Annotated in this window: 11 protein-coding genes and 1 tRNA gene; 3 read left to right on the top strand and 9 right to left on the bottom strand. The window is 73.6% G+C overall.

The annotated features are described in order from the left end of the window. Nucleotides 1–150: 150 nt before the first annotated feature. Nucleotides 151–1,365 (top strand): ThiF family adenylyltransferase, encoded by a 1,215-nt coding sequence (locus tag GL259_RS25665; RefSeq protein ID WP_159535683.1) that lies wholly within the window; start codon nucleotides 151–153, stop codon nucleotides 1,363–1,365. Beyond that, nucleotides 1,358–2,725 carry an AarF/ABC1/UbiB kinase family protein gene (locus GL259_RS25660; protein WP_159535682.1) on the top strand — a complete coding sequence of 456 codons (1,368 nt, stop codon included), beginning with the start codon at nucleotides 1,358–1,360 and terminating at the stop codon, nucleotides 2,723–2,725. Before GL259_RS25665 ends, GL259_RS25660 begins: the two co-directional genes overlap by 8 nt. Before the next feature lie 22 nt (nucleotides 2,726–2,747). Here the strand turns inward: GL259_RS25660 and GL259_RS25655 are convergent, their stop codons facing one another. The 5 genes from GL259_RS25655 to GL259_RS25635 form a co-directional block, all read right to left on the bottom strand. After that, on the bottom strand, nucleotides 2,748–2,954 hold the full coding sequence (locus tag GL259_RS25655) for a hypothetical protein (RefSeq protein WP_159535681.1): 207 nt from the start codon (nucleotides 2,952–2,954) through the stop codon (nucleotides 2,748–2,750). Between the two features lie 136 nt (nucleotides 2,955–3,090). Then, complete coding sequence (locus GL259_RS25650; RefSeq protein WP_159535680.1) at nucleotides 3,091–3,414, bottom strand: hypothetical protein; 324 nt, start codon at nucleotides 3,412–3,414, stop codon at nucleotides 3,091–3,093. Continuing rightward, nucleotides 3,411–3,779, bottom strand: a complete 369-nt coding sequence (locus tag GL259_RS25645; RefSeq protein ID WP_073932361.1) for a WhiB family transcriptional regulator — start codon at nucleotides 3,777–3,779, stop codon at nucleotides 3,411–3,413. Before GL259_RS25645 ends, GL259_RS25650 begins: the two co-directional genes overlap by 4 nt. Nucleotides 3,780–3,952: 173 nt before the next feature. After that, nucleotides 3,953–4,267: a hypothetical protein gene (locus tag GL259_RS25640; protein WP_159535679.1), complete on the bottom strand. Its 315-nt coding sequence runs from the start codon at nucleotides 4,265–4,267 to the stop codon at nucleotides 3,953–3,955. 163 nt (nucleotides 4,268–4,430) lie between these two features. Then, nucleotides 4,431–6,647: an ATP-dependent DNA helicase UvrD2 gene (locus tag GL259_RS25635; protein WP_159535678.1), complete on the bottom strand. Its 2,217-nt coding sequence runs from the start codon at nucleotides 6,645–6,647 to the stop codon at nucleotides 4,431–4,433. Between the two features lie 190 nt (nucleotides 6,648–6,837). Here GL259_RS25635 and GL259_RS25630 point away from each other — a divergent pair, with 190 nt between their 5' ends. Beyond that, the gene (locus GL259_RS25630) at nucleotides 6,838–7,095 is read left to right on the top strand and encodes a mycoredoxin (protein ID WP_159535677.1); all 258 of its coding nucleotides are present in this window, start codon (nucleotides 6,838–6,840) and stop codon (nucleotides 7,093–7,095) included. Between the two features lie 156 nt (nucleotides 7,096–7,251). Here GL259_RS25630 and GL259_RS25625 read toward each other — a convergent pair. The 4 genes from GL259_RS25625 to GL259_RS25610 all read right to left on the bottom strand — a co-directional run bounded on the left by GL259_RS25625 (nucleotide 7,252) and on the right by GL259_RS25610 (nucleotide 13,565). Continuing rightward, nucleotides 7,252–7,326 (bottom strand) — tRNA-Trp (locus GL259_RS25625). Nucleotides 7,327–7,438: 112 nt separating this feature from the next. Beyond that, entirely contained in the window at nucleotides 7,439–8,395 is a 957-nt protein-coding gene (nudC, locus tag GL259_RS25620) for an NAD(+) diphosphatase (protein ID WP_208026520.1), read from the bottom strand. A 126-nt stretch (nucleotides 8,396–8,521) separates the two neighbouring features. Then, nucleotides 8,522–9,934: a dipeptidase gene (locus GL259_RS25615; RefSeq protein WP_159535675.1), complete on the bottom strand. Its 1,413-nt coding sequence runs from the start codon at nucleotides 9,932–9,934 to the stop codon at nucleotides 8,522–8,524. 10 nt (nucleotides 9,935–9,944) lie between these two features. Further along, the gene (locus GL259_RS25610) at nucleotides 9,945–13,565 is read right to left on the bottom strand and encodes an ATP-dependent DNA helicase (RefSeq protein WP_159535674.1); all 3,621 of its coding nucleotides are present in this window, start codon (nucleotides 13,563–13,565) and stop codon (nucleotides 9,945–9,947) included. Nucleotides 13,566–13,601: the final 36 nt, after the last annotated feature.

The following is a 13,601-nucleotide window of genomic DNA, read 5'->3' as shown; positions in this document are numbered from 1 at the left end:
CGTGCGCCGGATTTATACGATGAATCCTCTCGCTTGTGGACAACTTTCGGCGGCCGGGGGTCCGTGCGGGCATGCTGGCATTCACCGGCCGGGGCGCGAGTCGTCCCGGCCGGGCGTACGGGGACGATCCAGAACATACGGGGGCCTGTCATGCATCCGATGGTCAAGCCGGCGCTCAGGCGCGGATGGCGCGATCTCCATACCGTGCAGTTCGGGATGACGCCGGCCCACGCCCTGACGCTGGGACCGGTGGACACGGCGACGGGCAGCTTCCTCGACCTGCTCGACGGCACCCGGGGCCTGGAGCTCCTGCGCGAGGAGGGACGGCGCATGGATCTGCCCGACGGCCACGTCGACCGGCTCGTACGGCGGCTGTCGCGGGCCGGGCTCCTGGACGACTCCCGGGGCGGCGGACCGGACGCCGACGCCCTGCGCGGGAAACGGGAGGTCCTCGACCGGCTGCGCCCGGACCTGGCCTCGCTGACCCTGACCACCTCCGGACCGGGCGACGCGCTCGGGCGGCTGGCGGCACGCGGCAGCATGCGGGTGCAGGTGAGGGGCGCGGGCCGGGTCGGCGCGGTGCTGGCGGCGCTGCTGTCGGGGGCCGGAGTGGGGGAGGTCGACGTGCGCGACGTCGGGCGGGTCGAGCCGTGGGACGTCGCGCCGGGCGGACTGCCCGCCGAGGCCGTCGGCGACCGCAGGGACGAGGCGGCCCGCCGCGGCGCACGCCGGGCCGCACCGGACCGGCCGCCCCGCCGCACCGCCCGGTCGCGGCTCGAGGAGGACGCCCCCGGCTTCGGTCTGGTGGTCCTCGCCCCGCGGGACGACGTCGCCGTGCACGCGCCCGACCCGTCGTCCGCCGAACCCCTGCTGTCCGCGGGCACACCCCACCTCTACGCGGGTGTCGTGGAGGGAACCGGTGTGGTCGGCCCGCTCGTCCTGCCCGGCGAGACGAGCTGTGCGGGCTGCCTCCAGGAGGACCGCACCGACCGGGACCCGACCTGGCCGCGCCTGGTCGCCCAGTGGCGTTCCGGACGGCAGCGCCGGGTGGGAGCATGTGACCTGACGCTCGCCACGACGGTGGCCTCCCTGGCGGCCGCCCACGCGCTCGTCTTCCTGGACGGCGGGGTCCCGTCCAGCGCGGACGCCCGCTGGGAGGTCTCCGTCCCCGGTCTGCACTGGCACGCCCGGCCGGTCCGGGCGCACCCGGCGTGCCCGTGCGGAGCGGCGGAGGACAGTAAGGGAGAACACACCTCCGGAAACGGGCCGTCGCACGAGACAATGGGCGTGCACGGGCCGTCGGAGGAGTCGTGCCGTAAGGCGGACGCGAAGCGGCCGGCAGGGACTTGGAGGGCGCATGTCTGATCTTCCCCGGAAGGCGGTCACCCGGACCGCCAAGCTGGCCGCGCTCCCGCTCGGCTTCGCCGGGCGGGCTACCTGGGGACTCGGCAAGCGGATCGTGGGCGAATCCGCGGAGATCGTCGGCCGTGAGCTGCAGCAGCGCACCGCCGATCAGCTCTTCAAGGTGCTCGGCGAGCTCAAGGGCGGTGCGATGAAGTTCGGCCAGGCCCTGTCGGTCTTCGAGTCCGCCCTGCCGGAGGAGGTCGCCGGTCCCTACCGCGCGGCGTTGACCAAGCTCCAGGAGGCCGCCCCGCCCATGCCGACCCGCACCGTGCACACGGTGCTCCGGGAGCGGCTCGGCGAGGGCTGGCAGGAGCTGTTCCTGGAGTTCGAGGACAAGCCGTCCGCGGCGGCCTCGATCGGCCAGGTGCACCGGGCCGTGTGGCGCGACGGCCGCGAGGTGGCGGTCAAGGTGCAGTACCCCGGCGCCGGCGAGGCCCTGCTGTCCGACCTGAACCAGCTGAGCCGCTTCGCCCGTCTGCTGGGCCCGCTGATCCCCGGCATGGACGTCAAGCCGCTGATCGCGGAGCTCAAGGACCGCGTCTCGGAGGAGCTGGACTACGGACTGGAGGCCCAGGCCCAGCGGTCCCACGCCGAGGAGTTCGCGGGCGACCCCGACGTCGTCGTGCCGGACGTGGTCCACCAGTGCGAGCAGGTGCTGATCACCGAGTGGATGGACGGCATACCGCTGGCGGAGATCATCTCGGACGGCACCGAGGCCCAGCGCGACCGGGCCGGTCAGCTCCTGGCCCGCTTCCTGTTCTCCGGCCCCGCCCGCACCGGCCTGCTGCACGCCGACCCGCATCCCGGTAACTTCCGTCTGCTTCCCGGCGGGCCGGGCGGAGAGGACGACTGGCGTCTGGGCGTGCTGGACTTCGGCACGGTCGACCGGCTTCCGGGCGGGCTGCCCGCCCCCATCGGCGAGGCCCTGCGGATGACCCTGGACGGCGAGGCCGAGGCCGTCTACGACATGCTGTGCGCGGAGGGCTTCGTCAAGGAGACGATAGAGCTGGACCCCGAAGCGGTCCTGGACTACCTGCTGCCGATCATCGAACCGGCGCAGGTCGACGAGTTCACCTTCACCCGCGGCTGGATACGCAGCCAGGCGGCCCGCATCGCCGACATCCGCTCGCCCGCCTACCAGTTGGGCAAGCAGCTCAACCTGCCCCCGGCGTACCTGCTGATCCACCGGGTGACCCTGAGCACCATCGGTGTGCTGTGCCAGCTGGGTGCGACGGTGCGGCTGCGGGACGAACTCGAGGAGTGGCTGCCGGGCTTCGTCCCGGAGGAACCGGCACCGGAGGAGCCGGCGGCCCGGGCATGACACGCGCCGCCGCCGGCCGCCGTCACCACCACCGCGCGTCCGGACGGCCCTCGATCGCCCGCAGGTTGTCCCGGGAGCAGGTCGCGCAGGAGTGGCGGCGGACGCCGTTCTCCACGGAGAGGGTCCAGGTCGGCTGCGGGTCCTCGGCGCGCGTGCCGCAGCGGGCGCACACCAGGGCTTGCGGCTCCGCCGGGCCGGTGTCGTCGCCGCGGCCCGGATGACTCGTCACCCGCCGACGACAACGCCGCGTCCGGCGCTCCGCCCGCCGGCAACGCACCGCGGGGGCCGGTCCGTTCGTACGGACCGGCCCCCGCGGGGAGAGCTTGGCCCCCGGCCTGGGAGGCCACCGCTTCAGGCGTGGTCGGTTACTGCATGACCGCCATGGCAAGCGCGCGGCGGGCGCGCCGGGAGGCGCGCTCGGCCCGGCGCTGCATCCGGCGAGCGGTCACCAGGCCCATGGCCTGGCGCTCCCGCTGCGCCTCCCGCAGTCGCTCGTGCATATGCGCACGGGCCATGGCTTCTGGGATGAGTTGCATCTCTCGGGTCCTGTTCTGGCGCGAGTCGTTCGCACCACTGGTGGTGAAGTCTTCGGTCGCGGAGCCTGCCGGCTCGTGAGTGGACGGCATCATCGGGGCCTGCTTCTGGGGGTCGTGCGTGAGGGGGCGGTCGATCGTTCCTGGGGTGTTCATGCCGTGACCGGGTTCTTGCGCGGGCGGCCACGCGGCCGCTTCCGGGCGACGACGACTCCCTGGACGAACAGCTCGCCACCCCAGACGCCCCAGGGCTCGCGCCGCTCCTTGGCACCGGCGAGGCAGGCCTCGATCAGCGGGCAGGTGCGGCAGAGGGACTTGGCGTACTCGACGTCCGCCGGCGACTCGGCGAAGAAGACCTCCGGGTCGTACGAACGGCAGGGGACGGGGACGCCGAGGTTCTCGATGGCGTCGTCGAGCGCGGTGAGCGCGGTGAGCGGAGTCAAGGTCGGGTCCTCCGTGGAGCCGGGCTTGGGGATCGTGTCGGAAGGCGGTACGGACGGGACGTGCGCTTCGAGTTGCACGGTTCGTCTTCCTCGTCTGGTCGTTTCCGGCCGGTTGGCCGGGTGGCGGCTGGTACCGGGTTCTTTTCTTGTCCCGAGGCGCCTTCGGGGCTGTCTCCCCCGTTCGGGGAAAACAGAAGGGCCGCGGATCCCGGATGGGGTTCCGCGGCCCTGAAGGCGCCGGCCTGATCGAATCAGGCTGGATCGCTCCAGGGTTCTGGCCCACGGAAGGCCCACATCAGGTGGTGCTGCGTCGTCTGCTTCCGGAATCCGGCACCGGCCGCCGCAAAGGCATAGGCATGCGCCTGTGCCACTACCGCTTCCAGTGCCTTGGTCGGTCGCTCATCGCGCTCACGGACGGCAGGAGCCGAGGGAGCGACGAGGGACGCCGGGCGTGCGGCACGAATGCCGGACAGACCGGTGCCCTGGTTCGAAGCGCCGAGCATGCACAGGGAGACGGACGAGCGATCGGTCATTTTGACGGTGGAGCTGGCGTTGATGCTGATCACTGGACTCGCCTCCTCTCGGCGCTTCGGGACTGGGGTGAGCCAGTCCGACGGATATGCAAGTACAACACGGAATCAGGGCCTCCGAGAAGGCCGCTGTTCCCGTGCCTAAGAACCTATGGGGATCGCTGGGGCATGCGCAAACTATTTTTTCGACGAGTTGGCGTCAGTCCTGCTCCCGGTCCCCGGCGATGTCCCGGCCTGCGCAGATGGCCAGAACGTCCGCCCCGTAGCGGCCCGTCTTGCGTGTCCCCACCCCGGGGATGCGGGCGAGAGCGTGCTCGTCCTCGGGGACGGCCTCGGCGATGGCCATCAGCGTCTTCTCGGTGAAGACGCAGAAGTCGGGCTGACCGCTGCGCCGCGCCTGGTCCGCGCGCCACTCGAGCAGCCGCCCGTAGACCCCCTCGTCCATGTCGGAGGGACAGTCCTCGCAGCGCATCAGCTTCATCTCACCCGCGTCCGTCAGCGTGCGGCCGCAGACCCGGCAGCGGGCGGGGCTGCGCTGCTTGCGCACCCTGCCCGGCGCGGCCGAGGCGGACACCGCTCCGGAGAATCCGGGGAAACCTCGCTCCACTCCTCCCGTGCCCCCCGCGCCACCGCGGCCGGCGGCGGCGCTCGAGCCGGTGCGCAACCCGTCGAGGAAACGGCTGGGGCGGCGGTTCGGCCGGCCGCCGGGCGAGCGGGAGAGCGCCCAGGAGAGGTGGAGGCGCTCGCGCGCCCGGGTGACGCCGACGTAGAGGAGGCGGCGTTCCTCCTCGATCTGCTCCTCGGTCTTTGCGTAGGTGATCGGCATCATGCCCTCGGCGACGCCCACCAGGAAGACGACGTCCCACTCCAGGCCCTTGGCCGAGTGCAGTGAGGCGAGGGTGACGCCCTGCACGGTCGGGGCGTGCTGGGCACCGGCCCGCTCGTCGAGTTCGGCGACGAGGTCGGCGAGGGTGGCGCCCGGCCTGGCGGCGGCGAAGTCCTGGGCGAGGTTCACCAGGGCGGCGAGCGACTCCCAGCGCTCCCGGACCGCCCCCGAGCCGGCCGGCGGCTGCGGTGTCCAGCCCTCGCCCGACAGCACGGCACGCACCTGGGAGGGCAGGTCGGGGGCGTCGTCGAGAAGGACGTCGTTGCCGCCGAAGCGGGCCGCTCCCCGCAGGGCGATGCCCGCCTTGCGCACCTCGGGGCGGTCGAAGAACCGCTCGGCGCCGCGCAGCTGGTAGGGCACCCCGGCATCGGCCAGGGCCTGCTCGTAGGTCTCGGACTGGGAGTTCGTGCGGAACAGGACGGCGATCTCGCTCGCCGGGACCCCGGAGTCGATCAGCTCCCGGATCCGGCGCGCCGCCCCCTCGGCCTCCGCGGGCTCGTCGGTGTACTCGGTGAACACCGGCTCGGGCCCCGCCGCACGCTGGGAGACGAGTTCCAGCCGGTGATCGGCGGCACGGCCCCGGGCCTGCGCGAGCAGGCCGTTGGCCAGGTGGACGACCTGGGGGGTCGAACGGTAGTCACGGACCAGCTTGACGACGGTGGCCCCGGGATGACGGATGCGGAAGTCGAGCAGATGGTCGGGAGTTGCGCCCGTGAACGAGTAGATGGTCTGGCTGGCGTCGCCGACCACGCACAGGTTCTCCCGGTCGCCGAGCCACAGCTCCAGCAGTCGCTGCTGGAGCGGGCTGACGTCCTGGTACTCGTCGACCACGAAGTGCTGGTACTGGGCGCGGACCTGCTCCGCGACGTCGTGCCGGTCCTGCAGGACGGCGACGGTCAGCAGCAGCACGTCCTCGAAGTCGATGACGGCGCGTTCGCGCTTGAGGTCCTCGTAGGCGGAGTACAGCTGGGCGATCTCGGCGGGGTCGCGGGGCGCCTCCCGGCCGGCCTTGAGGGCCGCCGCCGCGTAGTCGGCCGGGACGGTCTGGGTGACCTTCGACCACTCGATCTCGGCGGTGACGTCCCGCAGCTCGCCCCGGTCGAGCCGGATGCGGCAGGCGGCGGCCGCGTCGGCGACGAGCTGGATCTTGCGGTCGACGAGCCGGGGCATGGAGCCGCCGATCGCCCTCGGCCAGAAGTACTGGAGCTGACGCAGCGCCGCCGAGTGGAAGGTGCGCGCCTGGACGCCGACGGCGCCGAGCTGGCGCAGCCGGCCGCGCATCTCCCCGGCGGCGCGGTTGGTGAAGGTGACGGCGAGCACGCTGGAGGGCTGGAGGATGCCGGCGCGCACCCCGTAGGCGATCCGGTGGGTGATCGCCCGGGTCTTGCCGGTACCGGCACCCGCCAGCACGCACACCGGACCGTGCAGGGCGGTGGCCACCGCGCGCTGCTCGGGGTCGAGCCCGTCGAGTACCGCGTCGGCCGAGTCCGGTACCTGCGGGAAGAGGGTGGAATGCGTTGCTGCTGTCACACAGCCATGCTGCCAGGTCGCCGGAGACGGGTGAGCCGGTTGTCCACAGGCAGGGCCTCGCAGTCGTACTGATACGACGGATGCCGCTCCGAAGACGCGGCGGGACACCGTCCGCGGGAATGCCGGCGCTTTCAAGCACGTTCCCCCGGGTGCGAGGACTTCCCCGAACCGCCGAAGGAGCGCGAGAGACATGCTGGGTACTGTGACGATGTACAGCACCACGTGGTGCGGCTACTGCCGCCGGCTGAAGAGCCAGCTGGACCGCGAGGGCATCGCGTACACCGAGATCAACATCGAGCAGGACCCGGAGTCCGCGGCGTTCGTGGAGAAGGCGAACGGCGGGAACCAGACGGTTCCGACGGTTCGGGTGGTTCCCGCCGCCGGCGGCGAGGAGGTCGTCATGACGAACCCCAGCCTCGCCCAGGTGAAGCAGGCTCTCGCGGTCTGACGTTCCCCGCGTCGCGCCCCCTCCGGTCGAGGTCACCGGAGGGGGCGGACCTGTGTTCGGGGACGTGCGGGCCCGTGAACCTGAGGGAACCCCGGGGCCGGGGCCGTGCGGCTCCGCCCGGCCCGCTCGTACGGGCGGTCCGGGGCGCGGGGAGGGCGAAACCGGCCGGATTCGAACCGGCGTCCTCACGGTTTTGGAGACCGCGCGCGACGACCTCTGCGCTACGGCTCCGCCCGGGCCGGCATCCTAGCCGGAGCACGGGTGGGCCGTTCCCCGGCCGGTGCACGAGTGGGGGCCGTTCCCCGGCCGGGGGGCGGCCACCACCGTTTCCTCGGGTGTCCCGTCAGAAGACGCTGCGGGTCGGCAGGTCCTTGCCGTACCAGCGCTCGATCAGACGGGCCGCGATCGAGATGCCGTAGGGCGGGAGCACCTCGCCCGACTCGAAGGCGGCGCCGAGTTCGTCGCGGGAGAACCAGCGGGCCTCGTGGATCTCGTCGCCGTCGACGTCGATCCGGGTCGAGGTGGCGCGGGCGACGAAGCCCAGCATGAGGCTGGACGGGAACGGCCAGGGCTGGCTGGCGACGTACTCGACCTCGCCGACGTCGATGCCGACCTCCTCGTGGACCTCGCGGCGCACCGACTGCTCGATGGACTCGCCGGGCTCGACGAATCCGGCGAGGGTGGAGAAACGGCCCTCGGGCCAGTGGACCTGGCGCCCGAGCAGGATGCGGTCCTGCTCGTCGATCACGGCCATGATCACGGCGGGGTCGGTGCGCGGGTAGTGCTCGGCGCCGCAGGCGGGGCAGCGGCGGATGTGGCCGGCCGCGGCGATGACGGTGCGCTCGCCGCAGCGGGAGCAGAAACGGTGCAGCCGCTGCCAGTTCTCGAGGGCGACGGCGTGCACCATCAGGCCGGCGTCCCGCGGCGACAGCAGCAGGCCCGCCTCGCGCAGACCCGCCGGGCGGGCGGACTCGTCCATGCGGCCGGGCAGGGAGTCCTTCTGGAGGGCGAAGTAGCTGACGCCGCTCTCGTCGGTGCCCAGGAAGTAGCGGTGCGCCTCGGTGAGCGGGGCCTCGAAGGACGGGGTCATGACGAGTTCGGTGCGCCCGTCCGCCGTCTCGTCGATGAGGACCTGACCGCCGGAGACCACGAAACAGCGCGTGGAGGGGTGGCTCCACGCCGCCGCGAGCCATGCCTCGTCGAGCCGGTGGTGGGCGGCGCGGTCGATGCCGCTCGGGGCGGTGAGCGAGATGGGGCGGTCGGCGGTGTGGTCGGTCCAGGTGGTCACGGGTGCTTCCAACTCCCCCGGTGGAACGGATTGGGTCGGCGGGCGGTTCGGCGGGACGGGCGGCGGGCGAGCGGGTCCGGCGGCGGGCCCTTTCCAGTGTGCCCCGCGCGGACGGCCGGTTCGGACGGCGTGCGGTGGTCAGGGGGCGTGCCGCCAGTGCTCGGCGAGGTCGCCCCACAGGTACGCGCTGGTCTCGGCCCCCTTGAGGAGCAGGTCCAGCCCGACCTTCTCGTTGGGGGCGTGCCAGCCGTCGGACGGGACGGAGATGCCGAGGAAGAGCACCGGTGCGCCGAGGACGTCCTGCAGGTCGGCGGCCGGTCCTGAGCCGCCCTCGCGGGTGAAGCGGACGGGCTTGCCGAAGGCGCGGCCCATCGCCCGGACCAGGGACTGCAGGGCCGGGTGGTCCGGCGGCGTCAGGCACGGGCGCGTGGCGGGGCTGAAGGAGATCTCGTGGCGGATGCCCTCGGGCAGCTGCCCGGGCACCCAGGCGCGGACGGCCTCCCGCACGTGCCCGGGGTCCTGGCCGGCGACCAGCCGGAAGGACAGCTTCACCATGGCGGAGGAGGGGATGATCGTCTTGCTGCCGGGGCCCTGGTAGCCGCCGCCGATGCCGTTGACCTCCGCGGTGGGGCGGGCCCAGATGCGTTCCAGCGTGCTGTACCCGGCCTCGCCCAGGGTGCCGTGGGACCTGGCGGCGTGCAGCCACCGCCCCTCGTCGAAGGGCAGCTCGGCGAAGAGTTCGCGCTCGCGGTCGGTGAGCTCGACGACGCCGTCGTAGAAGCCGGGGATCGCCACGCGCTCGTGCTCGTCGTGCAGGGCGGCGACCAGGCGGGCGGCGGCGGTGGCCGGGTTGGGGACCGCGCCGCCGAAGGAGCCGGAGTGGATGTCCTGGTCGGGGCCGTACAGCCGGATCTCGCACTCGGCGAGGCCGCGCATGCCGGTGCACACGGTGGGGGTGTCCTCGGACCACATGCCGGTGTCGGAGACGATCACGGCGTCGGCGGTGAGCCGGCCGGCGTGCTGCTCCACGAGCTCCCGGAAGTGCGGGGAGCCGGACTCCTCCTCGCCCTCGATCAGGAGCTTCAGGTGGACGGCCGGGGTGGTGCGGCCGGTGGCGGCGAGGTGGGCCCGGACGCCGAGCGTGTGGAAGAACACCTGGCCCTTGTCGTCGGCCGCTCCGCGCGCGTACAGGCGGTCGCCCCGCACGACGGGCTCGAAGGGATCGCTGTCCCAGCCGTCCTCGCGGGCGGCCGGCTGCACGTCGTGGTGGCCGTAGACCAGCACCGTGGGCGCGTCCGGGTCGGCGGAGGGCCACTCGGCGTAGACGGCCGGGGCGCCCGGGGTCTGCCAGACCTCGGCGGTCGGGAAACCGGTCTCCTTGAGCTCGGCGGCGAGCCAGTCGGCGCTGCGGCGCACGTCGGGCGCGTGGTCGGGCTGGGCCGACACGGAGGGGATGCGCAGCCATGCGGCGAGGTCCTCGAGGAAGGCGGCGCGGTGCTGTGCGATGTACGTACGGACGGCGCTGACGGCACTGTCAACGGGCTGGCTCATGCTCACGAGCCTATCGGCCCGCGCCGGCGTCCTCGGAGTGCGGTATCTCACCGGGCGTCCCGCCGGACGTCCCACCGTCCGTCCCGTCGGACGGGTCCCGGAGCAGCAGCCGCTCCAGCGCGGCCCGGTCGGGCAGGTCGTCGGGGCGTACGACCTCGCCGGTGCGCACGTACAGGAACGCGGCGCCGACGGACTCCAGGGGGACTCCCTGCTGCTCGGCCCAGGCGAGCCGGTACACGGCGAGCTGGAGCGGGTCGGCGGTGCGGGCGCGGCCGGTCTTCCAGTCGACGATCTCGTACGTCGCCCCGTCCCCGTCGCCCTCCTTGTAGACGGCGTCGATGCGGCCCCGGACGACGCGTCCGGCGATCGACAGCTGGAAGGGGGCCTCCACGCGGTGGGGGGTGCGGTGGGCGTACTCGGTGCGTTCGAAGGCGTCCTTGAGGGCCTGGAGGTCGCGCTCGTCGGCGATCTCGGCCGTGCTGCCGGGCAGTTCCTCCGGCTCCAGCATGGGGAGGGTGAGCTCCTCGAAGCGGGCCTCGACCCAGGCGTGGAAGCGGGTGCCGCGGCGCGCGGCGGGCTGCGGCGGGCGGGGCATGGGGCGGGCCAGCTCCTGCGCGAAGCCGTCCGGGTCGGCGGCCAGGCGCAGCAGCTCGGAGGCGGTGAGCGAGGTGGGCAGCGGGACGTCGGTGACGCCCTCGCGGGTGCGCAGCAGTTCTCCGGCCAGGGCGTCGAGGTCGCGGTCCCAGGAGGCGACGGTGCGGGCCTCCTCGGGGGTGAGCCGGGGCGTCCCGGTCTCCTCGGCGGGGCGCGGCCGCGGGGTGCCGGGCCGTCCTGTCCCCCCTGTGGCGCCCGGCCGCGCGGCATCCGCGGGGCGGGGGCGCGCGCCCCCGGGTGCGCCGGGCCCCGTGGCGGACTCCGGGGCCCTCGCCTGGTGCGGGATGACGGGACGGTCGGTGGTCCAGGAGTCCCAGTCGTCCGGGTCGCCGGCCGGGAAGGGGGCTTCCTCCTCGGGGAAGGGGTCCTCGTCGTCCGGTGGCGGCGGCCAGTCCGGGTCGTCGTACGTGTCCGGGTCGTGGACGGCCACGGGGTGGTCGTCCGGGTGGTCGTCGGGATGGTCGCCGGGGCCGTCGGCGAGGCGGTCGAGGTGGGCGAGGACGGTCTCGGCGGCCGCGCGGCGCCGGGCGAGGGCGTCGTCGTCCAGGGGCAGGGGCCACAGCCGGTCGCCGGTGGCCCGGTGCAGGGCGGGGTTCTCCTCGTCCTCGGCGGGCTCGTCGGCCCACACCTCGATCTCGCCGTACCCGGCGGCACAGTGGTCGTGGAGGGCCTGGAGGAACGCGGAGGGGCCGCGCGGCTTCTTCTGACTGGGTCCCCACCAGTGGCCGGAGCCGAGCAGGAGGGAGCGGGGGCGGGTGAAGGTGACGTAGCCGAGGCGGAGTTCCTCGGTGTGCTGGTGCTCCTTCATCGCCTCGTGGAAGGCCTTCAGGCCCCGGGAGTCCCAGGACGTGACGTCGGGCAGGGTGTCGGCGTCGCCGCGCAGCGCGTGCGGCAGCACCTTGCCCTGGGCGGTCCACTTCTCGCGGCCCTGGCCGCTGGGGAAGGTGCCGGTGACCAGTCCGGGGACGGCGACGACGTCCCACTCCAGGCCCTTGGACTTGTGCGCGGTGAGCACCTTGACGGTGTTCTCGCCGCCGGGCAGCGCGTTGTCGAGGCCCTTCTCGTACTGGGCGGCGGTGCGCAGGAAGCCGAGGAAGGCGAGCAGGGTCGCCTCGTTGTCGCCGGCGGCGAAGGAGGCGGCGACGTCGAGGAAGTTGGACAGGGTCTCGCGCCGGCGGGCGGCCAGGGCGTGCGGGGAGGCCGACAGCTCGACCTCCAGGCCGGTGACGGCGAGGACGCGGTGCAGGACGTCCATCAGGGGGTCGGCCAGGGAGCGGCGCAGGTCGCGCAGTTCGGCGGCCAGGCGGGCGAAGCGCACGCGCGCGTCCGGCGAGAAGGGCAGTCCGTCGTCGTCCCCGCGGCCGTCCAGCGGCGTCTCCAGGAACGTGTCGAGGGCGTCGGCGAGCGAGACCACCTCGGACGGGTCGACGCCCTCCACGGCCTCCGCGAGCCGGCGGTCCGGGTCGTCGTCGCCCTCCACGCGCGCGTGGGAGACCAGCAGCCGGGCCCGCCGCCCCAGCAGGGCGAGGTCGCGCGGGCCGATGCGCCAGCGCGGGCCGGTCAGCAGCCGCACCAGGGAGGCGTTGGCGCCGGGGTCCTGGAGGACCTCGCAGACGGCGACGAGGTCGGCGATCTCGGGCAGGTGCAGCAGCCCGGACAGGCCGACGACCTCGACGGGGACGTCCCGGGCGACCAGCGCGCCCTGGATCTCGGCGAAGTCGGTCGCCGTGCGGCACAGCACGGCGATCTCACCGGGCGCCTTCCCGGTGCGCACGAGGTGGGCGATGGAGTCGGCGATCCAGTCGATTTCCTCGGCGTGGGTGGGCAGCAGGGCGCAGCGCACGATGCCGTCGCGTTCGGCGCCGGGGGCCGGGCGCAGGGCCTCCACGCCCTCGTGCAGGGCGCGCAGGGGCTCGGCGAGGCCGTTGGCGAGGTCCAGCAGGCGGCCCCCGCTGCGGCGGTTCTCGCTGAGCGACTGGCGGGTGGCGGGGCGGCCGTCGGCGTGGGGGAAGTGCTCGGGGAAGTCGTCGAGGTTGGCGACGGAGGCGCCGCGCCAGCCGTAGATCGCCTGGCAGGGGTCGCCGACGGCGGTCACCGGGTGGCCGGTGCCGTCGCCGAACAGGCCGGCCAGCAGGACGCGCTGGGCGACCGAGGTGTCCTGGTACTCGTCGAGGAGGACCACCCGGAACTCGTCGCGCAGCACGCGGCCGACCTCGGGGATCGCGGCGAGCCGGGCCGACAGGGCGATCTGGTCGCCGAAGTCGAGCAGGTCGCGTTCGCGTTTGGCGGCCCGGTAGCGCAGCACGAGGTCGGCGAGCTCGCGCCGCGCGGCGGCCGCTTCGGGGACCTTGCGCAGGTCGGCGTTGGTGAGCCTGGTGTTCTCCAGGGCGCGCAGCAGTTCGGTGTCGTGGGCGCGCAGGTCCTCGGGCCGTACGAGGTGTTCGGCGAGTTCGCCGTCCAGGGTGAGGAGGTCGCCGACCAGGTCGGGGAAGGAGCGGGTCAGCGCCGGGTAGGGGCCGGGGGCCTCGCGCAGGACGCGCGCGGCGAGCTGGTAGCGGGTGGCGTCGGCGAGCAGGCGGGAGGTCGGTTCCAGGCCGATGCGCAGGCCGTGGTCGGTCAGCAGGCGGCCCGCGAAGGCGTGGTAGGTGGAGATCACGGGTTCGCCCGGGGGGTTGTCCGGGTCGATGGCATCGGGGTCGGTGACGCCGGCCTTGATCAGCGCCTTGCGGACGCGTTCGGCCAGCTCGCCGGCGGCCTTGTTGGTGAAGGTGAGGCCGAGCACCTGTTCGGGGGCGACCTGGCCGGTGCCGACCAGCCAGACCACGCGGGCCGCCATCACCGTGGTCTTGCCCGACCCGGCTCCGGCCACGATCACCTGCGGGGCGGGCGGCGCGGTGATGCAGGCCGTCTGCTCCGGGGTGAAGGGGATGCCGAGGAGTTCTTTGAGCTGATCGGGTTCGGTGATGCGGGCGGGCACACGCAGAGGCTAGCGGCGGACACTGACACGTGATGC

The organism is Streptomyces sp. Tu 3180 (assembly GCF_009852415.1).
Lineage (GTDB): Bacteria > Actinomycetota > Actinomycetes > Streptomycetales > Streptomycetaceae > Streptomyces.
This window is presented reverse-complemented; position numbering and strand designations above follow the sequence as displayed.

What these genes read in the sequence shown, in the direction of transcription:
- GL259_RS25650 (WP_159535680.1), bottom strand. Translation starts at nt 3,414, where the DNA reads ATGAACACCCCAGGAACGATCGACCGCCCCCTCACGCACGACCCCCAG.
- GL259_RS25615 (WP_159535675.1), bottom strand. Translation starts at nt 9,934, where the DNA reads ATGAGCCAGCCCGTTGACAGTGCCGTCAGCGCCGTCCGTACGTACATC.
- GL259_RS25665 (WP_159535683.1), top strand. Translation starts at nt 151, where the DNA reads ATGCATCCGATGGTCAAGCCGGCGCTCAGGCGCGGATGGCGCGATCTC.
- GL259_RS25660 (WP_159535682.1), top strand. Translation starts at nt 1,358, where the DNA reads ATGTCTGATCTTCCCCGGAAGGCGGTCACCCGGACCGCCAAGCTGGCC.
- GL259_RS25630 (WP_159535677.1), top strand. Translation starts at nt 6,838, where the DNA reads ATGCTGGGTACTGTGACGATGTACAGCACCACGTGGTGCGGCTACTGC.